The 25,086-nt window shown below is 43.2% G+C and carries 21 protein-coding genes and 5 tRNA genes; 10 read left to right on the top strand and 16 right to left on the bottom strand.

What is annotated here, in order from left to right; genetic code table 11:
- Positions 1-2: 2 nt before the first annotated feature.
- Complete coding sequence (locus J7384_RS10620; protein ID WP_209113812.1) at positions 3-821, bottom strand: class II glutamine amidotransferase; 819 nt, start codon at positions 819-821, stop codon at positions 3-5.
- A gap of 161 nt (positions 822-982) precedes the next feature.
- On the opposite strand from J7384_RS10620, the gene fadE reads away from it, so the two are divergent.
- From fadE to J7384_RS10605, 3 genes are all read left to right on the top strand, one after another.
- Positions 983-3,439, top strand: a complete 2,457-nt coding sequence (fadE, locus tag J7384_RS10615) for an acyl-CoA dehydrogenase FadE (RefSeq protein ID WP_209113810.1) — start codon at positions 983-985, stop codon at positions 3,437-3,439.
- 100 nt (positions 3,440-3,539) lie between these two features.
- On the top strand, positions 3,540-4,205 hold the full coding sequence (locus tag J7384_RS10610) for a TetR family transcriptional regulator (RefSeq protein ID WP_209113808.1): 666 nt from the start codon (positions 3,540-3,542) through the stop codon (positions 4,203-4,205).
- An 84-nt stretch (positions 4,206-4,289) separates the two neighbouring features.
- A complete protein-coding gene (locus J7384_RS10605; RefSeq protein WP_209113806.1) occupies positions 4,290-5,069 on the top strand; it encodes a transporter substrate-binding domain-containing protein in 780 nt (259 codons plus the stop codon).
- 87 nt (positions 5,070-5,156) lie between these two features.
- Here J7384_RS10605 and J7384_RS10600 read toward each other — a convergent pair.
- The 7 genes from J7384_RS10600 to dnaQ all read right to left on the bottom strand — a co-directional run bounded on the left by J7384_RS10600 (position 5,157) and on the right by dnaQ (position 7,946).
- Positions 5,157-5,233: transfer RNA gene (locus tag J7384_RS10600), tRNA-Asp, on the bottom strand.
- Between the two features lie 58 nt (positions 5,234-5,291).
- Positions 5,292-5,368, bottom strand: a tRNA-Asp gene (locus tag J7384_RS10595).
- A 36-nt stretch (positions 5,369-5,404) separates the two neighbouring features.
- Positions 5,405-5,481 (bottom strand) — tRNA-Asp (locus tag J7384_RS10590).
- A gap of 29 nt (positions 5,482-5,510) precedes the next feature.
- Positions 5,511-5,587 (bottom strand) — tRNA-Asp (locus J7384_RS10585).
- A gap of 26 nt (positions 5,588-5,613) precedes the next feature.
- Positions 5,614-5,690: transfer RNA gene (locus J7384_RS10580), tRNA-Asp, on the bottom strand.
- A 150-nt stretch (positions 5,691-5,840) separates the two neighbouring features.
- On the bottom strand, positions 5,841-7,160 hold the full coding sequence (locus tag J7384_RS10575; protein ID WP_209113804.1) for a TIGR03503 family protein: 1,320 nt from the start codon (positions 7,158-7,160) through the stop codon (positions 5,841-5,843).
- Positions 7,161-7,208: 48 nt separating this feature from the next.
- A complete protein-coding gene (gene dnaQ / locus J7384_RS10570; protein ID WP_209113803.1) occupies positions 7,209-7,946 on the bottom strand; it encodes a DNA polymerase III subunit epsilon in 738 nt (245 codons plus the stop codon).
- Positions 7,947-8,130: 184 nt separating this feature from the next.
- Between dnaQ and rnhA the strand changes: the two genes are divergently transcribed.
- The gene (rnhA, locus tag J7384_RS10565; protein WP_209113801.1) at positions 8,131-8,598 is read left to right on the top strand and encodes a ribonuclease HI; all 468 of its coding nucleotides are present in this window, start codon (positions 8,131-8,133) and stop codon (positions 8,596-8,598) included.
- 63 nt (positions 8,599-8,661) lie between these two features.
- Here the strand turns inward: rnhA and J7384_RS10560 are convergent, their stop codons facing one another.
- Both J7384_RS10560 and J7384_RS10555 read right to left on the bottom strand, forming a co-directional pair.
- Positions 8,662-9,165, bottom strand: a complete 504-nt coding sequence (locus tag J7384_RS10560; protein ID WP_209113799.1) for a DUF2919 family protein — start codon at positions 9,163-9,165, stop codon at positions 8,662-8,664.
- Positions 9,166-9,987, bottom strand: coding sequence for a DUF599 domain-containing protein (locus J7384_RS10555; RefSeq protein ID WP_209113797.1), 822 nt, complete (start codon positions 9,985-9,987; stop codon positions 9,166-9,168).
- Positions 9,988-10,196: 209 nt separating this feature from the next.
- Here J7384_RS10555 and J7384_RS10550 point away from each other — a divergent pair, with 209 nt between their 5' ends.
- On the top strand, positions 10,197-10,970 hold the full coding sequence (locus tag J7384_RS10550) for a transporter substrate-binding domain-containing protein (RefSeq protein WP_209113795.1): 774 nt from the start codon (positions 10,197-10,199) through the stop codon (positions 10,968-10,970).
- On the opposite strand, the gene J7384_RS10545 is transcribed toward J7384_RS10550, so the two are convergent.
- On the bottom strand, positions 10,967-12,202 hold the full coding sequence (locus J7384_RS10545; protein WP_209113793.1) for an RDD family protein: 1,236 nt from the start codon (positions 12,200-12,202) through the stop codon (positions 10,967-10,969). The genes J7384_RS10550 and J7384_RS10545 overlap by 4 nt on opposite strands.
- A 182-nt stretch (positions 12,203-12,384) precedes the next feature.
- On the opposite strand from J7384_RS10545, the gene cysK reads away from it, so the two are divergent.
- Together cysK and J7384_RS10535 are read left to right on the top strand one after the other, a co-directional pair.
- Positions 12,385-13,353: a cysteine synthase A gene (gene cysK / locus J7384_RS10540; protein WP_209113791.1), complete on the top strand. Its 969-nt coding sequence runs from the start codon at positions 12,385-12,387 to the stop codon at positions 13,351-13,353.
- Positions 13,354-13,488: 135 nt separating this feature from the next.
- Positions 13,489-13,920, top strand: coding sequence for a hypothetical protein (locus J7384_RS10535; protein ID WP_209113789.1), 432 nt, complete (start codon positions 13,489-13,491; stop codon positions 13,918-13,920).
- Between the two features lie 219 nt (positions 13,921-14,139).
- Here J7384_RS10535 and J7384_RS10530 read toward each other — a convergent pair whose 3' ends face one another.
- Positions 14,140-14,601 carry a YHS domain-containing (seleno)protein gene (locus J7384_RS10530; RefSeq protein ID WP_209113787.1) on the bottom strand — a complete coding sequence of 154 codons (462 nt, stop codon included), beginning with the start codon at positions 14,599-14,601 and terminating at the stop codon, positions 14,140-14,142.
- 174 nt (positions 14,602-14,775) lie between these two features.
- Here J7384_RS10530 and J7384_RS10525 point away from each other — a divergent pair, with 174 nt between their 5' ends.
- Genes J7384_RS10525 through J7384_RS10515 form a run of 3 tightly spaced genes read left to right on the top strand, consistent with a single transcriptional unit; the run spans position 14,776 to position 18,974 of the window.
- Positions 14,776-17,133, top strand: a complete 2,358-nt coding sequence (locus J7384_RS10525; protein ID WP_209113785.1) for an MMPL family transporter — start codon at positions 14,776-14,778, stop codon at positions 17,131-17,133.
- Positions 17,134-17,154: 21 nt separating this feature from the next.
- Entirely contained in the window at positions 17,155-17,862 is a 708-nt protein-coding gene (locus tag J7384_RS10520; protein WP_209113783.1) for a hypothetical protein, read from the top strand.
- A complete protein-coding gene (locus tag J7384_RS10515) occupies positions 17,859-18,974 on the top strand; it encodes a 3-oxoacyl-ACP synthase III family protein (protein WP_209113781.1) in 1,116 nt (371 codons plus the stop codon). Before J7384_RS10520 ends, J7384_RS10515 begins: the two co-directional genes overlap by 4 nt.
- 21 nt (positions 18,975-18,995) lie before the next feature.
- Here J7384_RS10515 and ggt read toward each other — a convergent pair whose 3' ends face one another.
- The 4 genes from ggt to prpF form a co-directional block, all read right to left on the bottom strand.
- Positions 18,996-20,840, bottom strand: a complete 1,845-nt coding sequence (gene ggt / locus J7384_RS10510) for a gamma-glutamyltransferase (RefSeq protein ID WP_209113779.1) — start codon at positions 20,838-20,840, stop codon at positions 18,996-18,998.
- A gap of 158 nt (positions 20,841-20,998) precedes the next feature.
- On the bottom strand, positions 20,999-21,658 hold the full coding sequence (locus J7384_RS10505) for a tRNA-uridine aminocarboxypropyltransferase (protein WP_209113778.1): 660 nt from the start codon (positions 21,656-21,658) through the stop codon (positions 20,999-21,001).
- A 79-nt stretch (positions 21,659-21,737) separates the two neighbouring features.
- Positions 21,738-23,651, bottom strand: a complete 1,914-nt coding sequence (locus J7384_RS10500) for a methyl-accepting chemotaxis protein (RefSeq protein ID WP_209113776.1) — start codon at positions 23,649-23,651, stop codon at positions 21,738-21,740.
- A 197-nt stretch (positions 23,652-23,848) separates the two neighbouring features.
- Complete coding sequence (prpF, locus tag J7384_RS10495; RefSeq protein ID WP_209113774.1) at positions 23,849-25,057, bottom strand: 2-methylaconitate cis-trans isomerase PrpF; 1,209 nt, start codon at positions 25,055-25,057, stop codon at positions 23,849-23,851.
- Positions 25,058-25,086 lie beyond the last annotated feature (29 nt).

The following is a 25,086-nucleotide window of genomic DNA, read 5'->3' as shown; positions in this document are numbered from 1 at the left end:
ACTTACTCACAAACAAGGTAGGGTTCGTGATAAGTGCTCACGACCTGCCCCGAAGCTAACTGCTCGCCCTGGCAAAACAATTGCCACTGCCCTGGCATCATTTTGTGCCAATTTTCATCATCGGTTAATGGTTGTGTGGCTATTACGGTAACGATGTCATTGGGTGTCGTTTCCTGTTGAAAATCAACACTCATTTCAGCATCAATCAAGCTCGCCTGTCCAAAGGGCGCTCTGCGCGTTAACCAATGTAAGTTATTGGCACAATATGCGAAAAGTTGATCGCCATTAGTTAAAATTAAATTAAAAACACCGAGCTTATTAATCTTTTCACATAGCTCAGCGACAAATTCAAAAACACGCTCTGTTTTAGCTGGTTCATTGCCATATTTGACGTGTAATTGGTCGAGCAACCAACAAAAAGCGTGTTCACTGTCGGTGTCACCAACCGGCAAATGATACTTAACTGGCAATGCTTGTTTAAAATCTTTGAGCTGGCCATTGTGAGCATATGTCCAGTGACGACCCCAAATTTGTCGCGTAAACGGATGGGTGTTTTCTAAACTCACCGCGCCAGAATTGGCTTGCCGAATATGGCACAAAACAGATTGGCTCTTAATCGGATATTCAGTAACAAGTTTAGCAATGGGTGACTGCGCACTTGGCAGCGGGTCTTTAAAACTGCGATAGCCTTTACCTTCATAAAAGGTCACGCCCCAACCATCTTTATGTGGGCCAGTATTGCCGCCTCGTTGCATCAATCCCGAAAAACTAAAGCAAATATCAGTTGGTACGTTAGCGCTCATCGCCAAGAGTTCACACATAGTGAATTCAATCCTCTATAAAACCGTGTGTGTTGTTGCGATTATCTTAACATTCCATAGATAAATAAAATTCATCTGATGAAAAAAATATTTGAAATTATCGCAATTAACGATTACTCTTAAATCATGTGGTCTGACCTCTTATGTGTTAAGGAGTATTTGTGGATACTTTAATTTGGATAATTAGTGCACTAGCCCTCAGTGGCTATATGGCTTATTCTCGAGCCTCTCTTTCTACCTATACAGCGTTATTTGCTGTACTTATGCTTATTGGCAGCTTTTACAATGTTGTCTCTATCTTTGGTTGGTTAGTGTTTGCCGCGTTAGCGGTACCATTAAACATGACCAGTTTTCGTCAACAGTACATCAGTAAGCCATTACTTGATTTGTTCCGCGGTATCATGCCGCAAATGTCTCGCACTGAACAAGAAGCGCTTGATGCCGGCACGACTTGGTTCGAGTCAGACTTATTCCGCGGTAACCCTGATTGGAAAAAACTACACAACTTTCCTCAACCTCGTTTAAGCGCTGAAGAGCAAGCGTTTTTAGATGGTCCAGTTGAAGAAGTTTGTCGCATGGTTGACGACTGGCACACAACTCATGATCGCGCCGATATGTCACCAGAAGTTTGGCAATACTTAAAAGACAACAAGTTCTTTGCCATGATCATCAAAAAGCAATATGGCGGTCTTGAGTTTTGTGCCTACGCGCAATCACGTGTTCTACAAAAACTTACCGGTGCTAGCAGCGTACTAGCAAGCACCGTCGGCGTGCCTAATTCATTGGGCCCAGGTGAATTGTTGCAGCACTATGGTACTAAAGAGCAGCAAGATCACTACCTACCGCGTTTAGCACGTGGTGAAGAAATCCCTTGTTTCGCATTAACTAGCCCTGAAGCGGGTTCAGATGCCGGTGCTATTCCAGATTTTGGTGTCGTGTGTCGCGGTGAGTTTAACGGTGAAGAAGTATTAGGTATGCGCCTAACATGGGACAAGCGTTACATTACCTTAGCACCAGTTGCGACAGTGTTAGGCTTGGCGTTTAAACTACAAGATCCAGATGGTTTATTAGGTGATACTGTCGATTTAGGTATTACTTGTGCGTTAATCCCAACTGACTTAGACGGTGTTATTACCGGTCGTCGTCACTTCCCATTGAACGTTCCGTTCCAAAACGGTCCTACTCAAGGTAAAGACGTTTTCGTACCACTAGACTTCATTATTGGTGGTCCTAAAATGGCGGGTCAAGGCTGGCGTATGCTGGTTGAGTGTTTGTCAGTAGGCCGTGCTATTACCTTGCCTTCTAACAGTGCTGGTGGCATTAAGTCTGTCGCTTTGGCAACCGGTGCTTATAGTCGAATTCGCCGTCAATTCAAATTACCTATCGGTAAAATGGAAGGTGTTGAAGAAGCACTGGCTCGTTTAGGTGGTAACGCTTACTTAATGGACGCGGTGACTACCATGTCTACAGGTGCAATCGACTTAGGTGAAAAACCATCTGTAGTGTCTGCAATTGCTAAATATCACCTTACTGAGAAAATGCGCTCATCAATTATCGATGCCATGGACGTTCACGGTGGCAAAGGTATTTGTATGGGGCCAAATAACTACTTAGCTCGCGGTTACCAAGGTGCACCTGTGGCAATTACCGTAGAAGGTGCCAACATCTTAACCCGCAACATGATTATTTACGGTCAAGGTGCTATTCGTTGTCATCCTTATGTACTAGCCGAGCTTCAAGCGGCGGGTAATGAAGACAGACGCCAAGGCTTAAAAGACTTTGATCACGCGTTATTTGGTCACATTGGCTTCTCTATTAGCAACATTTGTCGCAGCTTGTGGTTCTCTTTAACTGGCGCTCGCTTCTTGGCTGCACCATACAAAGATCAAAGCCGCCGTTACTATCAATTAATGACCCGCTTTAGCTCTAACCTTGCAATGCTGTCAGATATCGCCATGCTAACGCTTGGTGGCGACTTGAAACGTCGTGAACGCATCTCAGCCCGCTTAGGTGATGTACTAAGTTACCTATACTTAGCTTCTGCAACGTTGAAGCGCTTCGACGATGAAGGTCGTCAACGCGACGATGTCGCACTAATGCAATGGGCGGTAGAAGATAGTCTATACAAAGCTCAACAAGCGATTGACGAACTCATTAGTAACTTCCCGAACAAAGCCGTTGCAGTTGCCTTGCGCTTAGTGATTTTCCCATTCGGCACTTGGTTAACTAAGCCGTCTGATCGCACAGAGCACAAAGTTGCGCGTATTTTACAAACGCCTAGTGAAAGCCGTAACCGTATTGGTCAAGGTCAATACTTAACTCGTGAGTCTGGCAACATCTTAGGCCAACTTGAGCAAACCTTAGACGATATTTTGGCTTGTGAACCAATTTTTGACAAAGTTTGTCAAGCGACTGGTGAAAAACTGCCGTTCTTCCGTCTCGACTTAGTCGCAGAAAAAGGTTTAGCTGCCAACGCAATTACTGCACAAGAAGCTGAATTGCTTAGCAAAACTGAAGTAGCTCGCAAAGCCGTCATCGACGTTGACGATTTCGACCCAATCGAGCTTGCTGCTGACAAGTCATTACTCATGACAGAAACTAAGAAAAACGCCGCTTAGTTCGTCCTAGAAATCACAAAAGCCCTGTTATTACAGGGCTTTTTTATTTGCTGAAAAAACTGTTACTATTGAATTATTCGAACATAATTTTACTACTAGCATGTCAGCAAATAAAGATCAGCAAGCGCAACCCAAGCGACGGAGCAAAGGAGAACGCACTCGAGAAAGTATTCTAAACGCAGCAATTATTGTGCTAGCGCAAAACGGTATAAAAGGAACAACCCACCGAGCCGTAGCGCAACAAGCGCAGTTGCAACTATCACTGACAACCTATTATTTCAAAGATATTCAAGAGCTTATTCAACAAGCTTTTATTCTCAATTCAAACGCTATCATGGCAACGGCGATGACGGCATGGCAACAGACTTTTGATGCACTTAGCGAGATTTCGTTAGACCAGTCAGTAAACGCTGAAACAAGACTTGAGATCGCTACGCAGTTGACCTCAATGGCACGCGCGTACATCGACAATAAATTACGCCATGAGCCGACTTCTCTGGCGGTAGAACAGCTACTATTCACTGAAGTACACAGAGCGCCAGAATTAGCCGATTTAGCCGACAAGCATTGGTTAGCACTAAGGGAGCCTTTTGTCCGTATGTGTCAACATTTAGCTCCTGCTGACGCAGAAACACATGCTGAAATTATGTTGACCTTATTTACCCAAATAGAATATCGTCACCTCGCGGTCGCCGTCGATGATATCGACTGGTTGCCAATTGAAGCCATGATAAAAAAAGTGATGAGCTGGTTACTCAACATCTAGTCTGTGGCAGAATTTTGATTTATATTGGAAGCAATTAAAAACTTATTGTTCACAATTGATTTAGCTCAACAAAGGATTTATGTAGTGTTAGCGTTAAATGTAAAAGATATTTTTTTATCGGCACTGGCGAAAATCCAGCCTAAAAAAGTCGCCGCGTTAACACTATTGAGCATTTCAACAAGCGTCTATGCCGCAGAACAAGGTTTTATTTCAGCGGTTTCACCAGACTTTCCAACTGGTTTACACAGTAAATACCTCAAATACCTATCAAACGAACTCTCGATGCCAGTAGAGATAAAACTAATGCCGTTTGCTCGAAAAATTAAAGCTATACAGGCGGGAGAATTAGATTTAGTTTTTGGTATTCAAGACTTTAATACCCCGACAAGCGATACCCTGATATACATCCACCCGCCTTATTACAGTGATGCCTCAGCGCTTTTTGTCAGAGCAGAAAACAAAACATCGGTCAACAAGTACCAAGACTTAACTTCTCTATTAATTGGCGTTAGTGAGCGCGCTCAGTATTTTGACTTGTTTGACAACGACAATAGCTTAGCGAAGATCCAGCTACTTTCTTTGAGCCAAAAGATTAAGCTATTAAATAGCAAACGAATAGATGCTTTTTTTCACAATGCAGAGAGTACCGAACTGACCTTAAAGAAAATGCAGCTAGGCGAACAAATCGTCCAAGCTAATTTTCAACCAGTACAGAAACGCCACTACTATATCGCTATCAGTAAATCGTCATTTTTAGCACAACGAACCGAACAACTAGAAAATATCATTAAGAAAAGTATCGATAATGGCGAATTCAAAAGAATTAGAAATCAACACTATCAAGTTATTGCGACAACTGAATAGTATCTTATTAACATTATAAGATATCTTTGATTTTGAAAGAGTTTTTAAGAATAGAGAATTTAGTTTTAGATATTGCCTAAAAGTAGGTGGCGGAGTGGACGGGACTCGAACCCGCGACCCCCGGCGTGACAGGCCGGTATTCTAACCAACTGAACTACCACTCCGCAGTATACTTTTTGCAATTTTTTGACACACATTTGAGATATATTAGCTTGTTATTAGTGGCGGAGTGGACGGGACTCGAACCCGCGACCCCCGGCGTGACAGGCCGGTATTCTAACCAACTGAACTACCACTCCGCAGTAATAAACAAACTAATAAAACATACTTTTAAGTGGCGGAGTGGACGGGACTCGAACCCGCGACCCCCGGCGTGACAGGCCGGTATTCTAACCAACTGAACTACCACTCCGCAGATAAAAATATGTTTGTTGCACAACGTGGCGGAGTGGACGGGACTCGAACCCGCGACCCCCGGCGTGACAGGCCGGTATTCTAACCAACTGAACTACCACTCCGCAGTAATGCAATATAAGACCTTAAGTGGCGGAGTGGACGGGACTCGAACCCGCGACCCCCGGCGTGACAGGCCGGTATTCTAACCAACTGAACTACCACTCCGCAGATAAAATCTTAATTCAACAGTGTCTCGTTGAATGCGGCGGGAATAATACGGTTATGATTGCAGACAGTCAACCACTTTTTTAATAAAAATTTTCATTTGGCCGTTTGCTAGCCAAAACGGGTAAATATCGGACAGCAAACGAGATTTTAGCCCTTATTTTTACGTTTTCGGTAAATCAACAAGGCGACAGTACCAATCAATAACAGTGCTATATTACTCCCGATAATAATGTACAAACTCTGCTTTTGCGCTTGCTCAGCGGCCATCGCCTGTTGCAGTTTAAGCTCTTCAAGCAAGGCTTTGTCTTTTTCCGCTTGCTCAGCAAGTAATTTAGCGACATCAACCGCGGGTGATGCACCGTCACTATTGCCTGTTAGGTTTTCATTAAGCACTACTGCTTGGTGTTCAACATTAAAAACAAATTCAGGCAATACTAGTCGAAAGTCGCGCCCGTGAATGGTTTTACCAAAAACATTGGTCATCAGTCGATGAACACCAGACTCAGTGTAACCAAAATCGATCGTTCGAGTGACGCCACTGCCCTCACCTTCACTTATCGAAAACGGATCCATTTGTTTATCAGGAAATTGTATTTTTCCTTGGAAAATTAAACTGTCGGGGTCAACAAAGCTTGCGTCAATATCAAAAGTGACTTTGTGATAGCCTTTTTCATCATTGGTGGTGTTAACACTGACCGTGACTGGCGCTTTTTGTATCACCACTTTTTCTTGTTTCAATTCACGAGTTGCCATTGGCAGCTTTATCGAATAGACAGGTTGCCACTCCCCCGGAGCAAAACTGAGCTCAAACTCACCGGTGAACAAGCCATCACTGGCGTATTCATCAAGACCGCGACCATCGTCTCTAAAACTGGCAAGCTTGACTGGCTCGGCACCGAAATTGTCATACTCAGTATTGTTAGTACTGACAAAATCAATATCGAGGTGAACAACGTTTCTAAATGCCGGCTGGTCGATGGCTAGATCGCCGTTGGATAAACGCCCAGTAATTTTCAGCGTTTCACCCGCTAATAACACTTTTGGCAAGGGCTCCACGGTTAGGTTAACTTGAGAAACAACCATTAACTCACTGTTTGGCAAAATTTGCCCAACCGCCTGCCAAGGGCCTGGCATCGGCTTTTTAATTTTGATCATGTCAAAACTGCGATCGTCAAACCATTCGACCCGCTCTTTCGGGAAATCGTGAATGCGCAGCTTACTGCCGTCAGGACGAATCAAAATCACTGGCGGTGCGCCATCAACGCGATAGAATAATAAGGTAATTTCCTCGACTTGTGCGTCGATGCGAAATCGGTTGTCAAAATACGGAATTTGATTGGCGCGCTCATTTTCATTGAGAAACTTTACTGCGGCTATTTCTTGCTCTGCCTGTACTAATGGGTTAAGGCCAATCAATGTGCCTATCGCCCCACAACAAATGAGCTTTTTTATCGTCGTTGTTATCAAAGCACCTATCCTACACTTGTTAGAGTTATTTTAGTCTTAGCGACATCTTTATTGCCAAATAGGTGTGGCTCCTTTATCGGCGATAATTGCCAACCTATCTTGATGTGCTTGCTCTTCATCGGCAGATGCTCTAACAACCTTTAGCGCTGGGCGGTCGTTAGTTAACCTTCTAATCGCATTGGCGTCTTGACCATCACCACTTTGATCGCCACTCGATAGGTTAAGCGCTTCTTGGCGCCGCGTCATCTCAATGTAAACAAAAGCCAGTAACTGAGCATCAATTAATGCGCCGTGATAAGTCCGGTCGATTAACTTGTCTACCCGATAGTGTTTAGCGAGATAATCTAAGGTTTTCGGCGAACCAAATTCATCCTTCGACACCTTCAAGGTATCGGTAACTGTACAAATATCGCCAGTATTAGGTAAACCTCGGTTGGCCAATTGAAACTCGTGATCCATAAAGCCGACGTCGAACTTAGCGTTGTGAATCACTAATTCCGCGCCGCGGATAAACTCGATAAACTCATTGGCAACATCGCCAAACAGAGGTTTGTCAGCAAGAAACTCATTGGTTAAGCCGTGAACATCAATAACTTCTTGCTCCATTTGAAACAACGGATTGATGTAAGCGTGGTAAGTGCGACCTGTCAATTGTCGATTGACCAATTCAACACAGCCTATTTCAACAATTCGATGGCCTTCTTTTGGGTTGATACCTGTGGTTTCAGTATCGAGTACAACCAAGCGCTCTACCTGCTGTTGATTGTTCTGAGTATTTGATGTCATGAGATTATTTGCCGTCAAAGCGTTGTTCCAATTATTGACAAGTATCAACATTATACTGAAATATCACGTCGGCTCTAGCGGCTACCAATGAAAACCAGTAAAACAATCAGAAAATCGATCGCATGTTAACCTTGGCTCAGTTACCATACCGACAATTCTCGATTAACGATATTAAACGGTCACTATGACGCAAAAACACATTGAAATATACACAGATGGTTCTTGTTTAGGAAACCCAGGGCCCGGCGGCTATGGCGCAGTGTTAAAATACAAAGAGCACAGCAAGGAATTGTCGAAAGGTTATCAGCTCACCACCAATAATCGCATGGAAATGCTAGCGACAATTGTCGCTCTTGAGTCACTCAAAGAACCTTGCCAAGTCACGCTAACTACAGATAGCCAATATGTGCGCCAAGGTATTACCCAATGGATTGCCAAATGGAAAAAAAATCAATGGAAAACCGCGAGCAAGCAGCCGGTTAAAAACGTTGATTTATGGCAACAACTCGACCATCAAAGCCAACGCCACAATATTAGCTGGCATTGGGTTAAAGGCCACTCTGGTCATCCAGAAAATGAGCGTTGCGACCAACTTGCAAGAACTGCGGCTGAAGGCAAAAATTTAGCCGTTGATGAAGGCTATCAGAGCTAACCTATCGAGTTAGCATTACCTATTTACTAACTAAAAGTAACGCCGTTAGTGGTTATTTTGCCTTTACTTAGTTTTTGTGGGCTTTTCTAGCGGTGTTGGAAACTCTTGTAAATTGATAGAAAAACGTTGATTGCGATAAGCCAAGCCAATTAATAAAACAATGATGCCAATTTCTGCTACTAACCACTCAGTTGATTGTAATTGCCAATAAAAATAACCAACCAGATTGACACTCAAGTCAAATAACAAGGCACCAATAAGTAACAACCGCGTATAAGGCCAACATTTTTTTACCCACGCGGGGCCATTGGGTTTGCGCAAGCAAATCAACAACACGACAAACAAACCAATCGCACCAGCAAGTAAACTCAAATAAAACAAAGACGTTTGCGGGTAGGCAAGCTGTAAAATACTGACCCGATCGCGCATATTTGTCACAGACATTAACCACACTAAATAACCACGCAGTACAAAAGCAAGCATGGCATAAAGCACTAGCGACAACTTCAAACAATCGAACTTGTCAAAATCTCTCGGCCCGTAATTGGCGTAAAGTGGGTTTGCCATTTAGTCGTTATCCGAGTCTTTTGGTTGATGTTGTTGATCAGCTTTGTTCGTTTTGTCATTTTCATTGAGGTGAACTTTAGCTCTTGCTTCTTGCTCACACCAATCGGGAAAGCGCTGCTTACGCTCAATATTGAGAAAGTGTTGCCCGGTAGTAATAGCGCGAACCGCTTTTGATTTAAATTCGCGAATGTATAAGGTGTAAACAACAAACACGCTGGCGAGCACAAACAACGCAGGGTGATAAAACCAGCAGAGTACCGCCAGTGAAAAGTAATAAGCGCGCAAACCGTAATTATAAGCATGAGCCGCTTGGTCTTGAACGATTGCCATTTGCTTGGCGTAGTCGTGTAGATTTTTATTGAGGCCAGATTCATCAATTGGCGCAGCGCCAATCATGACGTTTAAAAAACCGTATTGACGCATTGACCAAGTAAAATTAAAAAATGCCAAAACAAAAATAAACGCTAGCAAACTCAATTTTAGTTGAATAGCAACGTGATGTGGCGGTTCTGCCATCGGAATTGATGCAATGATTTCTTCGAGTTTTTCAACTTGTGCAAACAAAGTCAAAATACCGGCAATAACCAGCAAACTACTGGAGGCGAAAAAAGCAATATTTCGTTCTAAATTAGCCAATAAAGCCGCTTCGCCAACCCGAATATCACGGGTGATAATTTCGTACATCCAGTGAATTCGATGTTGATGCAACGAACGTGCGATACAGTCGGTGGTTTTAGCTTTTTTGCGGGCAAAGTAGGTGTAACCTATCCAACAGAACAAAAACAATAGTAAAACAATAATATCGAGGACTGAAAACGGCATTTTTAAAAGCGAAATCACGAAAAAAATCTATTATGCAAAATTTTTCTATAAAACACACCTGTATGCTCAATCAAAATCCAACAATTTGAAAACCTTAATTAACCATTGAGGTTATTGAATGACTCGTGATATAAAAGATTAAACAATACTCGGCATGGATTGTCTCTGCGCTAATACAATTTTTCGTATTATTAGCAGCAAAGATTTGAATGGCAAAAATAGCTCTTTTATTCCAATTTATTGGCTTTATCGCCGTTAATGCTCTGTTGCCAATTTCGGTAGCGTTCGCCAACGACAAAGAATTATTGCTGCTAACTGATGATGGTCCGCCGCACATGATTGCAGCGAACGAGTCAGGTATTGATCTCGACATTACTAAGCAAGTGCTGCAAAGCTTGGGTTATCGTGTAAACGTTGAGTTCTCTCCTTTGCAGCGCAACCTTGCGCGGGTCACCATGAAACAAGCAGATTTGTTTGTCCCAACCTTTTACCAACCAGACACCGATAAACTGTTTTTGTCTGAGCCAATTATTAGTTATCGTCCAACAATTTTTAGTTTAAAAAGTCGCGATTTCGATTTTGAGCAACTAGCTGACATCAAAAACTTGACCATTTACACCTTTCAAGGCGCTACTGGTTATTTTGGCGAACAGTTTAGCCAAATGAGTGAGCAAAATAATTATCGAGAGTTTCACGATATGTCAAAGCTGCCAGAGCTTCTACTCAAACAACGGGTCGATTTGATTGTGCTTGATTACTACATTTTTTATTATTTTCTCAATCAACTGCCGATAACCAAAAAGATTGCTAACCAAGCCCATAAAATTGATGAGCATACGCTCATACCTCCGGTTACCGCCCATGTTGGCTTTAACAATCCAGCATTGAGGAATAACTTTAATCGAGTGCTCGCTCAATACCTCGCTGCAGGTAAAGATAAAAAGGTTATCGAGAAATACATTGGTATTACCCCCAGTCACTAATGACTGGACTTATTAATCACCACGGTTGACGAAATCTTATCGTGAATGGCTTGACGATTGGCATCCCAAAAAATCTGGATAAAGCCCAATAAGCCAGTCGCTATGCCAGCACCATATCCGCCATAGCGACCAAAGCTGTCCCAAAGAGACAACGGTGAGCCATCGAGTTGTAGCACTCGAATCTTAAACAAACGTTTACCTGGGGTTTGTCCGTGCCAAAGTGCAGTAAACACAGTAAAGTAAAGCGCCGCCCAACCAAAGCCCAGGCCTAAGTCATTAATAATGCCTTTAACCCAAGCAATAATTGAATAAACCGGTTTGTTCTCTTCTTTATTGGCAGCACTGGTTGGTTCAGTAGGATTAGCTGGACTAGTCTCAGTTTTATTCACATTATCTTTTTTAGCTGGGACAGCATTGCTAACAAAGCCGTTATCACGGCGATTAGTATCTTTCGAGGGCAATTGCGCGCCATTAATTTCGACATTGAGTAATTGACTGTGGTAATGATTCATTAACTGCTTTCTCAACGCACTTTGCTCACCATCCGCGAGTTCAAGTCCATCAACCATCAAATCAATAAACTCAACCGCGACGTCAGAGCGTGTTTTTTCTGTGCTTAGTTTAGTAACTAAAGGTGCTAAGTTGCTGTACCAACAAGTCGTATCGGAGCATTGCTCATTACTAATCAGCTTGCCGTAATGGGCCGATAACACCGCAAGTTCAACACTGGTATCAAGGTCTATCGCTTGTTCATTTATCGATATGAGCGAGTCCTTTTTATCTGGTTCACTAGCCGTTGAGCTAACGCCAAACTTATCAAATACCCATGGTAATATCGTCGATAGTGCGACAAATAGCATCACAGCAGCAACAAAATTTAGCAGTGTTTTTAAGCCCCTACTGACTCTATTACCTTTGGCGTTGTATTTTCGACTGGCGAGCTTAAACAGAGTTATCGCCAAGACTAGCGCGAGTAACTCGCCGGGTGCATCGCTTAAAATTGCGATCAAAAAAACATCAATCGTTAACGCACAAGCGCGGCGCCATGGTGATGCCAATGACAAGCCGAAAAGAGATTTATCAATTTCAAAGGCGAACGGCGTCAGTATTTTTTGATTTTCCTGATCAACCCTTGATGGCTGCTCAAGCACTTTGCTATCTGACTCAGGTATTTGTTTATTATTATCAGTAACGAGCTCTGACTCGGCACCTATCGCACTACTTTTATTCAACAGTTATCCCTTAAGTGTTCTACAATTGTGGTCAAACGGCGCTATTGCCAACTAGCTTTGACAATCAAACTAGTATTCTTTCATTCCATTTTGCTATATAAGATATAATAATATCACTTCTTTTTCCGTTATAACTCGCTAATCTTATTGAGTTAATAATAAATAAGCCACAGGATTTTGTTATGTCTAACGTTTTTCAAGATAACTCAACCGCTATCGGCCGCACGCCAATGGTTAAACTTAACCGCGTAACCGGCGGTAACGTGTACGCGAAAGTAGAAGCGCGCAACCCAAGCTTCAGCGTAAAATGTCGTATCGGTGCGAGTATGATTTGGGACGCTGAAGAGCGTGGTCTGCTTACAGAAGGTAAAGAAATCGTCGAGCCAACCAGTGGTAACACAGGTATTGCGTTAGCGTTTGTTGCTGCTGCCCGCGGTTATGGCATTACCTTAACTATGCCAAACACCATGAGTTTAGAGCGTCGTAAGCTGTTAAGTGCATTAGGTGCTAAGCTTGAACTTACCGACGGCGCTAAAGGTATGAAAGGTGCGATTGATAAAGCACAAGAGATTAAAGATTCAGATCCTGAAAAATACGTGTTATTAGGTCAATTTGACAACCCAGCTAACCCGCGTATTCACGAAGAAACAACTGGCCCAGAGATTTGGAACGATATGGATGGCAACATCGATATTTACGTTGCAGGTGTCGGTACTGGCGGTACTATCACAGGTGTTAGCCGTTACCTTAAAAACACACAAGGTAAAGCAATTACCACAGTAGCGGTAGAACCAGCAGACTCGCCGGTAATCAGCCAAAAACTTTCTGGTCAAGAATTAAAGCCGGGCCCTCACAAAATTCAAGGTATCGGTGCTGGCTTTATTCCTGGCAACTTAGACGTTGATCTTATTGATGCTGTTGAACACGTGACCAATGAAGAAGCGATGGAAATGGCACACCGCCTAATGAAAGAAGAAGGTATCTTAGCAGGTATTTCTTCTGGTGCTGCGGTTGTCGCTGCCAAGCGTTTAGCTGAGAAGCCAGAGAATGCAGACAAAAACGTTGTTGTTATTCTGCCTAGCTCTGCCGAGCGTTACTTAACAAGCCCACTATTTGGCGATAGCTTCAGCGACAAAGAACTCGTTCAATAGTTTCAGCTATTGCAAACACGATCAGTAAAGGCGCTAATTTATTTAGCGCCTTTTTTATTGTATTGAACGCTCTGCCCTTGGCAAGCGAGATAATTGTTGTAAGATTAAAACCAAATTTTAATTTTACATTTTTTTATGAAAGCACTGATTAAATTATTTTCCCTTTCACTTATTGTTTTATTGTTCGGTTGTCAAAAAGACGGAGAAATACCGCAAGGTGATGACCCTGAAAAAGTTGCCGTTGCCTTCTTTGAAGCACTTTACAACGAAAAAGATGTCAATAAAGCCGCTAAGGTCTGTAGCCCACAACTTGCTCGTATTGTCCTTCACTATCGCTCTCCTGAAGCGGTCGGCCGCCACTTATTTAATATGTCATACGACAGTGTAGTCGTCACCCCAGATGACAGCGGTGTTAAGGTACGCGAACAGTTTAAAGACGAGGCTAAAATCACCTTGTATTTTGAAGGTAAATATCAAGACAGTATTGTCAAAGATGTAAAACGGATTTACATGGTACAAAAAGGCGGTGACTGGTTGATCGAAAAGATTCTCAAAGACCCTTTTTAAACTGTGAAATTAATAGTTGCTATGTTCTGCAAGAGCCTTAAACTTCGAACATATGCGCTCCTTGACATCCTGTCACCGCGCTATTGCTGACAAGGGTGTCAGTACTTAGGTTTTGTCTGGAACAAAAAACCTGACCGTTCATCCTTGAACATAAAAAATCCACCGCATGGGTGGATTTTTTATTTTACTAAGCTTGTCTTTGGCTAAGCTGAGTTAACGTTATTTTTTCTCAGCAGCTTTTGCTTTCGCCTTTTCCCAACCTAAATCAGCATTTGGAATATAAGTCGATGTGTCTTTCAACCAAATGTTTTGTACGCTTTGGTTGTAGTTAAGGTAGAGCTTGCCATCAATTACACTGAATGCTTCAGGATCAGAGTCGATAATACGACCTTGCGCTAAACCATAAGCACAGTAACCGCCGTATTGTGGTGCATATTTTACTGGGTCAGCGTCAAATTTTGCTTTGTTTTCAGCTGAAGCAAAGTGCCAAACAGATTCGTTGTAAATTGAACTAAATTGGTCACTACCTTTAACCGCTTTGTCATCGGTATGGTACGCAACCACGTCGTAACCACCAATAGCAGCGCCATCAAGTGTTAATACAGGTGTTGAAGGTACAGTTGCACAAGCTGTTAAAAACAGTGCAAATAACACTGGGATAAGTTGAGCATATTTACGCATAAGTTTTCCTATAAATTGTAAGTTCCTATTGCTAGACCTTAAAAACAACAAAACTTATTCAACATTTTCAGTTACTTTTATTAGGTAAGTAAAAAAATAGTTATAACAAGTTTTGAAAGTAGCCTTTGTTTCACAAGGTCATTTGGTGTAATCGCTTAACGCTTTATTGCCACTATGACACTAAACCATAGCTCAACATCTGTTCTACCGCATAAACTCAATGTCGTAAAGTTATTTGCCGTGATCGTTGCACTATTGTCTTTGTTTGGCCTTACCCAGTTAACCACCAGCAGCCATTACCACGCTTATTTTGATGACAATGACGCACTAGTCAAAAACGCAAAATATTTTGAACAAACCTATCAAGTTACCGATAACTTGTTGATATTAATTAGCAATAAACAGTTGTTTAACAATCAAAGTTTAGCACTTTACCAATCACTCGATGACTGGCTACAAGCACAAAGCACTATCGCTATCAAACGCAGTTTTTACTCACCAATACTAAACTACGGTTACAGCGAAATAAGTCAAAATGACGAAGTTTGGCAAGACTTCAACGCGGAATTTCCCGACCATCAAAGTCGAGTTACCCATACAAAAAATCAACCTAATTACCGCTGGTTAATTGGCAGGTCGGCAACGGTTGGCGTTATCGAGCTCAATATTAACATTGATAAAAGTAACGCTAACGCACTACTGTCGGAAGTGACAAAGCTTTCCACTGTGCTCAATCAATTGATACAAAGCCACAACCAAGCGTTCGCCGACAATCAAAACGCTCAAATATCATGGCACTACACTGGCCCAGTTGCCCTTAATCATGCTTATATCGATGTTGTTAGAGCCGAATTGATAATGTTTATTCCTGGCGTGATATTGCTATTTTTAATTGTGCTGCGAACAGTGCTCGGCCAGTTTAGTACCAGCCTTGTCCTTATTGGCGCTGGCCTAGTTTCTTGTCTTATTGGCTTTGGCATGACCGGGCTATTGAGTGTATCCGGATTAATCAGCGGCCAAATTACCGCGATTAACGCATTCACTCCAGTGATTATTATTACGCTATCAATTGCGGCAAATTTGCATTTAGTTATCGCATTTCAGCAACCTTTAAAATCACACGTAAACAACGAAATTACCGATTTTAGTAACCAAAAAAATGCGCTATTTTTGGCACTTGCCGCTAACAAGCGACCATTAATAATGAGCATGCTCAGTACCGCATTTGGCTTTGCTATGTTATTGTCGAGTCCGTCGCCTCCGATTCAAAATATCGGCATCACTATCGCCTTTGCCATGTTAGCCAACTTAGTAATATGCCTTATCTACTTACCTAATTGGCTATTAAAAATGGCAGCTGAAAATAAAGAAAACCGCTGCCAGACGGCATTATCGGGCGCACTCAAAAACCTCGCTATTATACTCGAAAAGCGAGGCACTTTAGTTATGTTAGCTATTTTCCTGATAAGTGTGGTTGCCATCGCTGGCTTGAGTCAATTCAATATTAACGATAAACCTTTGGATTACTTCGCTAAAGACCACCCTTTTAGCCAAGGAACAGCAGTTGCAGAAAAAGAGCTCGCCGGTGTCAGCGTACTCAATTATCAGCTAACCACTTCACAATCAAACTTGGCTAACCGCTCAGACTTAGCTGTATTGGCCGCCTTTAAAAGCTGGTTAGCATCTGAGCATCAAGCAAGTTTAATCACACCACTCAATCGCCTACTTGATAACCCTGCATTAGTTGATAGCCTTGAATTATCTTCAACGCTTGGTTCAAAGTGGCAAAACCAACCCTATTTTAGCCATTGGTTTGCGCCTAATTTACAGCAAGCAAGATTGCAAATATTGTTGCCAAAACTCGACAGCAAAACACTACTCGCCAGTGAACAAAGCATTAATCAATGGTTTAACCAAGCAAATGCGCATCAAGATTCAAGCCTAGCGCTAGGATTAACGTTAGACTTAGGATTAACATTAGACTTAAACCTAGACAGAGTCACCAGCCCAGATTTAACCTTTGCAACCCTGGTTGAAAACAATACCAAAAACATGTTTTTTTCGCTGGTTTTCGCCCTTTTCGCAATCTCAATAATCATTGGTTTAGTAGAAAAATCAGTCAAAATTGCGATGATAGCCTGTCTGTGCAACAGCTTACCCATTGCCCTTGTTTATGGTTTGTGGAGCTTAATTGGCGGTGATATCACATTGGGAAGCGCCTTAGTGATGGGCATGATTATGGGCATTATTGTCGATGATAGTTTGCATCTGATTCACAAACGCCGCTTTGCCAATTCTATTTCAGCCTTGCTCAACCTTGCTGGACCAGCTATTGTCGCCTCCAGCATAATGATACTTCTGGGTTTAAGCGTCGGCCTTGTCGCTAATTTCAAACCAATCTCTGACCTTAGCACGCTCGTTTTACTGAGTATTGTTGCTGCCCTTATCGCCGATTTATTGTTACTACCGCTTTTGTTAAAGAAAGCGGGACTGCTGAGCATTAAGGTCAAAAGCAGTGAAGGTAAAAGGTAATCAAAGTGAAAGGCAATTGCGATGACAGATAAACCATACCGCTGCTTTACTGGAAAACTAATCGCTAATGCGACGGTTACCACTAGCCGTTGGTTTGAATCGTGGCAACAACAATTCCAACAAACAGATTTAGCCGTCACTTTAAGTTCAGAGCAAGCAAATGCACTGGCAAGGTTACTGCCACTGCTAATGTGTGGAGAACAATCGGCCCAATTGGTGTTTAATCAAACCCTTGAACAATGCCAAGCCGATAGCGAAACAGGTATATACCAGCAACTGGCAGAGATTGAAGCTGACGAACAATTTCACGACTTAGCGCTACAACAAGTATTTGCTCAGTTGCCAACTCCAGAAGGTCTGTCTCGAATTACTCGCCGAGCTCAATTGTTTTTCTGTCGCTTAAATCAAACCAAGAGTAAACAAGAACACTTTGCCCGTATTCGCCATTTAGACGCCTGCGTCACCATTATTATGTCGGCAATGGCAGCGAGCGCACTTGGTCCACAGCACGTTATTTCACAGCTGTTTCAACACATTCAGAAAGACGAAGCTAGGCACGTTAAAATTTCTAGCCAATATGTTCGACTGCTTGGCGGTGACAACAAAACGATTTTAGCCGAAGCCCAAATGATTAAGCGCGAGTTAGTTAATTTACTGAGCAGTGAAAAAACAGCATTTGAAACCCTTGGTGTCGACAGCCAGCAGTTATTTGCGAGAATATTGAAATGACCAAACCTTACCAACAACAGCTCGATGCCCTTGCTGATCTGCCTCAAGCAACTTTTGCTACCTATTCAGTAAAGCTGGTCAGCGCTAGTCATGTCTTGCCCAATAATCCGATTAACAATCACGAGCTAATTCAAGCGCTAAAACAACAAACGTCTTCGGGCTTAGCCCGTAAAGCTACGATTATCAGTAAACGTTTAGGGATTGAGCAGCGTTATTTAAGCCGCTCATTAACCAGTGCCATCAGCCAAGCACAGCCAAGTAGTACTGACATAGGCTATAAGGCAATCACTCAAGCGTTATCAGCAGCCAACTTAACCGTTGACGACATCGGCTATTTAATTGGCCACACCACAAGCCCAGCAACATTGCTGCCGCCCAATATCGCATGGGTGGCAGAGCAACTAAACTATCACGCGCCTTATATGGAACTCAGACAAGCCTGCACTGGCTTTGCCAATAGCTTGCAAATAGCGTCAGCCATGTTGTCGAGTCAAACTTGCCAGCATGTTGCGATTATGGGTAGTGAAGTTGGCTCAGTCTACTTTGATTTATCGAGTGAATTTATCGACACCAAACAACTAGTTAATTTTATGCAAATGGGCGATGGTGCCGGCTCGGTTATTTTGAAAACTGTGGAGCCAAAAGATTTCGACCAAAGTGGCGTGATTAGTGATATTTACACCGGTCAAATTGGCGTTGGTAAAATGCCTGGTTTTTCAATGCCACAAGGTGGCAGTAATGCCGTCTATTGCCAGCAAGGTCTGCCATATTTTGACCATCAAGTCATTAATGTTAGAGAAAGTGGTGAGCAGCTATTTGTTATGGGATTAAGAGCCATTCTCACACGCGGTTATCAGCTTGATGACTTTGCTTATATTTTGCCGCATCAAGTCAATGGTCATCTCGATACTTTACTAAGCGAACAGCTCGGCGTACCTGCGACGCGCATTATCAATGATGCAAAACACCTCGGTAATTTAGGCTCCGCCGCTATTTGGGTCAGTTTAGATCGATTGATAAAATCCGAGCGTTTATCCAAAGGTGATAAAGTTTTAGTGCTTGGCGCGGAAGCCACCAAATACATGTATGGTGGCTTTGTTTATCAGCATTAGCTTACTTTTCTAACACTGAAGTTACTGGGCTAACACTTGCCCTTCACGTCTTGGATCAGCGCCGCCAATCAATAACATATTAGCTTTATTGGCATTAGCTTTGTCGTTTGCTTTTTGCCCAGATGCGTTATTGCTGAGGTTACGCACTTCTATCGCGTGTAAACCGCTGTTTAAGTCTCTCACCTGCACTTTGTGACCCATGGCAACTAGTTCAGGTTCAAGCGTCGCAATCGAGGTACCTTTTTCAAGTGTTGTATAGCGATTTCTATTGGTCACTTTGGGCAAATTAATCGCTTCTTGTGCATCTAGTTGCCAATCTAGGACACCGATAACGGTTTGAGCAACGTAATTAATAATGCGGCTACCACCTGGCGCGCCAACCACTAACTTCAAAGAGCCGTCGCGATTAAAAACCATGGTTGGCGCCATTGAGCTTCTCGGCCGTTTATTTGGCTCAATGCGGTTAGCCACTGGTTTGCCATCTCGCGTTGGTGCCAGCGCAAAGTCAGTTAATTGGTTATTTAAAATAAAACCTTCAACCATCACAGCCGAACCAAATGCCATTTCAATGCTAGTGGTCATGGAAATAGCATTGCCCTCGCCGTCGACAATTGAGACATGACTCGTTGACGGTAAGTCGTAATTTTGTTCATCGGCGTATGCCAATGCAGTATCGGGTTGACCTGCAGTGGCTTGTCCCATATCTCGGCTGCGGTTAATTAATTGGCTGCGCATTTGGGTGTAGTCATGGGCGATCAAGCCTTGGCTTGGCACTGAGACAAAGTCACTATCGGCGAGATAACGGGCACGGTCAGCAAACGCTAAGCGAGAGCTTTGACTAAATAAGTGAGCCGCCATTAAGCTATTTGGCGCGTAATCACTCATGGTGAACTTTTCAAGCTGCTTTAGTATTTGAATAACAGCAACGCCACCCGAGCTTGGCGGTGCCATACCACAGACGCGATACTGGCGGTAATCACCACATAAGGCCGGCCGTTCAACCGGTTGGTAATTGGCCAAATCAGATAGACTCAGCAAGCCCGGTGCAACCGCGCTTTTAGCGACGGCATCAACCATGCGCTTGGCGATCCAGCCCTGATAAAAAGGTTTGATACCATCTTTGGCAAGGCTGCGATAAACCTTGGCCAATTGAGGATTTTTTAACAAGGTTCCCGCCTGAATTGGCTCGCCTTGCGGAAATAAGTAATCTTTTAACGGTGCCAATTGCGCGACACCAGGGTTAAACTTTAGCGCGACTAATTTCGCCATCCGCGGTGAGACAATAAAGCCTTGCTCAGCTAATTCAATGGCATCGGCAAACAATTCAGACCAAGGTAGATTGCCGTGTTGATCATGAGCCATTTTTAGGCCCGCCAATACGCCCGGGACACCTACTGAGCGACCGCCAACAACGGCTTTTATCCATGGAATGGCTTTGCCATTTTGATCTAAAAAGAGCTTATCTGTGACCTTTTGAGGGGCGGTTTCACGGCCATCAAAGGAGGTCAATTTTTGCTTTTGTTGGTCCCAGTGCAAGATAAAGGCGCCACCGCCAATACCGGAAGACTGAGGCTCAACTAGGGTCAGTACCAACTGCACAGCAATGGCGGCATCGATAGCACTGCCACCGCGCTGCAAAATATTGTAACCGGCTTGGCTAGCATAAGGATTAGCCGCTGCCACCATATACTCTCTACCTAATACGGCCGTTTTGGCTTGTCTGCCAGTTGCCGCCTCAGGCTCTCGGTCTTCTCGTTTATTATTCTTAGCGAGTTTTGCCGTTATTGGCGTTGTTGTTACTTGTCTAGTATCTGATTTAGTATCTGAGGCTGCGTAAGCGTTGTGATGAACTAGGCTCGTGCTCATTGCCGTGCTTAAAACAGCAGCGCTTAGCGCGAACCTAATTGGTCTGAAAGACCCTGTTGATGGTAGAGATAACATCATAAATCCCATGGGTTGAGTAAGTTTAAATAACGCTAAATGTGGTTTAACGAATGCCGCTTGGCGCTATTTTTATCAAACCGCTATTTGTGCGTTGGCACAAAGCGTTGATGAAATTGATTAAAATCGGCAAAGCTCGCTAACAGCGGCTGATATTTTTCACTCGAGCCTTCAAGTAAACTCAGTGCATAGCCACAAGCTTCTAACGTTGAAAACGCATTGTCTTTGCGGGTTTTTCGTATTTGATATTGACTGACAAAGCCCTGTGGCAATGCCACCATAGACAGTTCACGTAAACAAGTCGATAGCATAAACATGCGATAAACCTTTTTCCACGTACCATCTAGCAAAACTAAACAATACTCAGTTAAATCTTCACCATCAAGATGCTTGCGATAATTTTCATCAATTATTGTTGCCGACTCGCCCGGATATAACAAGCGCACTTTATCGCCGTATGTCTGCAAAATATCGTTAAATTGCGCACTTTGATCAAAGTTTTCACCGACGATAACAGTTGAATGTTTCAACGAGCCGGATAACAAAGGCACCGACGCTTTACTTTGTTTTACTTCAGTTGGGTGCTGCAGTATGACAACTGGCATTTCGTTGTCGATATCAGTGAAAAATCGACAAATACAGGCTTTTTCAGGTTTGAGGCAATGTTGGCAAACCCGTCGTTTAGTATTATCGCGACTCTGGTCAGTAGTATTCATCGAGCTTGAGGAGGTGTTATCAGGCATTAATCATTACAATAAAACAACAAGCGTTTATTGTAACGATTAATGCACTGCTAACCCAGCGATTAATAATCGCTGCAGGTTAGTTCAAGCGAAATTGGTGGACAATAGCAGTAAGTTTATCGTTGGCTTGTGCCAAAGCTTCTGCGGCATGATTAACTTCGCGACCATTTTGCACCACGTGTTCAACCATATCACTGATTTTAATCATATTGCGATTAACTTCTTCAGAAACTGAGTGCTGTTGCTCTGCAGCGGTGGCAATTTGCAAGTTCAAGTCGTTAATATCAGCGACGGAATTGACAATTTGATCTAGGCTACCGACAACACCATTGGTTTGCTGTGCTGCTTCTTCACAGCTATTACGAGTGTCTTCAATACCTTTAATTACGTTTTGCGAACTGGTTGTTAAACGGTTAATGGTATTGTGAATTTCACTGGTGCTTTCTTGAGTTCTCGAGGCTAACGCTCTAACTTCATCAGCAACAACGGCAAAGCCTCGTCCTTGCTCGCCAGCACGTGCAGCTTCAATCGCAGCATTTAACGCCAACAAGTTAGTTTGTTCGGCAATATCGCCAATCACTCTAAGCACAGCGGTAATGTTGGATATTTCATCACCCATCAAATTTACGTGAGCGGATGATTGCTCAACCTTACCAACCAACTCAGTGACGTTTTGAATTGCGTCAGTGACAGCTTGTTTAGATTGCTCCGCTTGGCTGTTTGTTTGGCTAGTAAAATCTACCGCTTCGGCGGTATTACGAGCAACATCATTAGAAGTAGCGCTCATTTCGTCAAGTGCAGCAGCAACTTGTACCGTTTCACTTCTGTGACTGTCTAAAACCTGATTGCTGGTCTGGTTAATATTTTGCAATTCGTTAACACTTGTAGCCAATTGTCCTGTAACACTAGCCACTTCAAGCATCATATTTTGTAGATTACCGATAAAGGTATTAATGTCAGATGAAATTATCCCTAAATCATCTGTGCGATAAACCTGTAAACGCTTGGTTAAATCGGCATGGCCACTGGCGAGATCGCTGACCGTGTTTTTAAGCTCAATAACTGGACGATAAGCAAAAGAAATGGCGAAGTATATGGCAATAGTCGATAACACTATCATCACTAAGGTAGTGATAACAGATTGAACAAGCGATTCATCAATAACGCGGTAAACTTCAGCAGTGTCGACCGCTACTAGCATGTACCAGTGGTTATGTTGGTTTAATTGCACTTTTTGATAATAAGCAATTTTACTTTTACCCAAAAGTTCAAACTCAAATAATCCCGTGCCAGTTGCCAACATCACGCGTTCTAACTCAGCCAGTTGTTCAAAGTCAGATAAACGAGATTCACCCGGCACATCTACTTCACCCGTAGAAGAAATAGTTAAACCAGTGTCGTCATACAATGCGGCAATGGCGCCACTAAATGTTGCTGCTTTTACAAATGGGTCTAAGGCATTTAAATGAACGTCTGCAGAGAGCACGCCGGCAAATGTTTGACCGTGATAAAATGGCTTAGCGATAGTGACCATCACTTTGCCAGACGTCGCCCCGACGTATAAGTCTGAAATGATAATATCACGAGCGTTTTTTGCTTGTTGATACCAGCCGCGGCCACGTGGGTCATATTGACCGGCGTTATATTTACCTTTGCTACTGCTGTACGCAGAACCATTTTCAAAGCCAATAATAAAGGTCGACGCTTCTGAGACGTTAGCCAGTATTTTCAAGCGAGCAATGATTTCTTGTTCCGATAGACGAACAGAAAAAAGCTCTGCTGAGCCCGCGACTTCTTTTTCGATGTTGGCGATATAACTCTGTACTTTGTCAGCATTGCTCGACAAACGTTGAACGGAGTACTCGTTAACGTTTTGTTTAGTAAGACTAGATAATTGTTGATAGGCGATCACAGCCAATGTGACCATAGATAAGGCGAGTAAGCTAATCGCAACGACCAGGATTCGTCCTTTAAAATTTAACAAATGTTTCAAATTAAACCTCAATTTAAACTTGTTTCCAATTTTTTGTACTTTGTCTTTGCCAATTTGCTAGCGCAGAAATTGACAAAGTTGGCCAATATAACGTATTTACTCTAACAACTCACCTGAGAAAACACATTTTTTTATATTTTTCGTCTAAAGCACAAAAACCTCTGAAACTCACAATTAAATTGAGGTTTATTTAGTTATTACTCGGGCACTCTAACCCAGCCCTCCATGATAATTCGCGCGCTGCGGCTCATGATTGCTTTTTCAGCGTGCCACTTGCCCGCTAATTGGCTCGCTTGAGCGCCAACCCGCAAGGTGCCAGAAGGATGGCCAAAACAAACACTGGTGCTATCACCACTGCTATCATTGTTGCCTGCAGCACTCGCAACAAGTGTACCGGGTATTGCTGCAGCGGTTGCTATTGCTACTGCCGCGGTGCCCATCATGGCGTGGTGGAGTTTACCCATAGACAATGCTCGCACTAACACATCAACATCTGTCGCACTCACTTCTCTACCGCTTGATGATTGATAGCTTTGCGCCGGTGCGACAAACGCTATTTTAGGTGTGTGTTGCCGCGTGGCCGCTTCAGATAAGTCATTAATTAAGCCCATTTTTAAAGCGCCATATGCCCGCAAACGTTCAAATTTTGCCAAGGCCTCAGCATCATTATTGATGGCGTCTTGTAGCTCGGTGCCGGTATAACCAATATCTTGCGCATTAACAAAAATGGTCGGAATACCGGCGTTAATCATAGTGGCAGGCAATGAGCCACTGGCAATAATGTCGGTCGGTACGGTTAATTCATCAACTAAGTTGCCGGTCGGGAACATATCACCGTCGCCATCAGCTGGGTCGACAAATTCCACTTGAATTTCCGCTGCTGGAAAGGTGACGCCATCGAGTTCAAAGTCACCGAGCTCTTGGACTTCACCATCGCTGATGGGCACTTGAGCGATAATGGTCTTATTGATGTTAGCCTGCCAAATGCGTATTTCGGCCACGCCATTTTCTGGCACCCGCTCAGGCGCAACTATGCCACAATGAATGGCGAAAGCGCCAACAGCGGCAGATAAATTGCCACAGTTGCCACTCCAGTCGACAAAAGCTTTATCGATTGAAACCTGACCAAATAAGTAATCAACATCGTGATCAGCTTGCTCGCTTTTTGACAGTATCACTGTTTTGCTGGTACTAGAGGTTGCCCCGCCCATACCGTCAATTTGTTTGCCGTATGGGTCAGGACTACCAATCACTCGCAATAGTAAGCTGTCTCTGGCTTGACCTGGTACTTGAGCGGCCTTTGGCAAGTCGGTTAGATTAAAAAACACGCCTTTACTGGTGCCGCCCCGCATGTAAGTTGCAGGTACTTTAATTTGCTTAGCTTGTATAGCTTGCTTTGCTGACATAGTTTCACTCCGAAATAGTTGTCTGGGCG

The organism is Endozoicomonas sp. G2_1 (assembly GCF_017744155.1).
Classification (GTDB): domain Bacteria; phylum Pseudomonadota; class Gammaproteobacteria; order Enterobacterales; family Alteromonadaceae; genus JAGHQT01.
Note: the sequence above shows the minus strand (reverse complement) of the source record. Positions and strands in the feature narration are given on the sequence as shown.

Excerpts from the sequence above, each read along its gene's own strand:
- J7384_RS10550 (WP_209113795.1), top strand. The coding sequence starts at position 10,197 with ATGGCAAAAATAGCTCTTTTATTCCAATTTATTGGCTTTATCGCCGTT.
- J7384_RS10535 (WP_209113789.1), top strand. The coding sequence starts at position 13,489 with ATGAAAGCACTGATTAAATTATTTTCCCTTTCACTTATTGTTTTATTG.
- J7384_RS10560 (WP_209113799.1), bottom strand. The coding sequence starts at position 9,165 with ATGGCAAACCCACTTTACGCCAATTACGGGCCGAGAGATTTTGACAAG.
- dnaQ (WP_209113803.1), bottom strand. The coding sequence starts at position 7,946 with ATGACATCAAATACTCAGAACAATCAACAGCAGGTAGAGCGCTTGGTT.
- rnhA (WP_209113801.1), top strand. The coding sequence starts at position 8,131 with ATGACGCAAAAACACATTGAAATATACACAGATGGTTCTTGTTTAGGA.
- ggt (WP_209113779.1), bottom strand. The coding sequence starts at position 20,840 with ATGAGCACGAGCCTAGTTCATCACAACGCTTACGCAGCCTCAGATACT.
- J7384_RS10525 (WP_209113785.1), top strand. The coding sequence starts at position 14,776 with ATGACACTAAACCATAGCTCAACATCTGTTCTACCGCATAAACTCAAT.
- J7384_RS10555 (WP_209113797.1), bottom strand. The coding sequence starts at position 9,987 with ATGCCGTTTTCAGTCCTCGATATTATTGTTTTACTATTGTTTTTGTTC.
- prpF (WP_209113774.1), bottom strand. The coding sequence starts at position 25,057 with ATGTCAGCAAAGCAAGCTATACAAGCTAAGCAAATTAAAGTACCTGCA.
- J7384_RS10515 (WP_209113781.1), top strand. The coding sequence starts at position 17,859 with ATGACCAAACCTTACCAACAACAGCTCGATGCCCTTGCTGATCTGCCT.
- J7384_RS10520 (WP_209113783.1), top strand. The coding sequence starts at position 17,155 with ATGACAGATAAACCATACCGCTGCTTTACTGGAAAACTAATCGCTAAT.
- J7384_RS10530 (WP_209113787.1), bottom strand. The coding sequence starts at position 14,601 with ATGCGTAAATATGCTCAACTTATCCCAGTGTTATTTGCACTGTTTTTA.
- J7384_RS10610 (WP_209113808.1), top strand. The coding sequence starts at position 3,540 with ATGTCAGCAAATAAAGATCAGCAAGCGCAACCCAAGCGACGGAGCAAA.
- J7384_RS10505 (WP_209113778.1), bottom strand. The coding sequence starts at position 21,658 with ATGCCTGATAACACCTCCTCAAGCTCGATGAATACTACTGACCAGAGT.
- cysK (WP_209113791.1), top strand. The coding sequence starts at position 12,385 with ATGTCTAACGTTTTTCAAGATAACTCAACCGCTATCGGCCGCACGCCA.
- J7384_RS10620 (WP_209113812.1), bottom strand. The coding sequence starts at position 821 with ATGTGTGAACTCTTGGCGATGAGCGCTAACGTACCAACTGATATTTGC.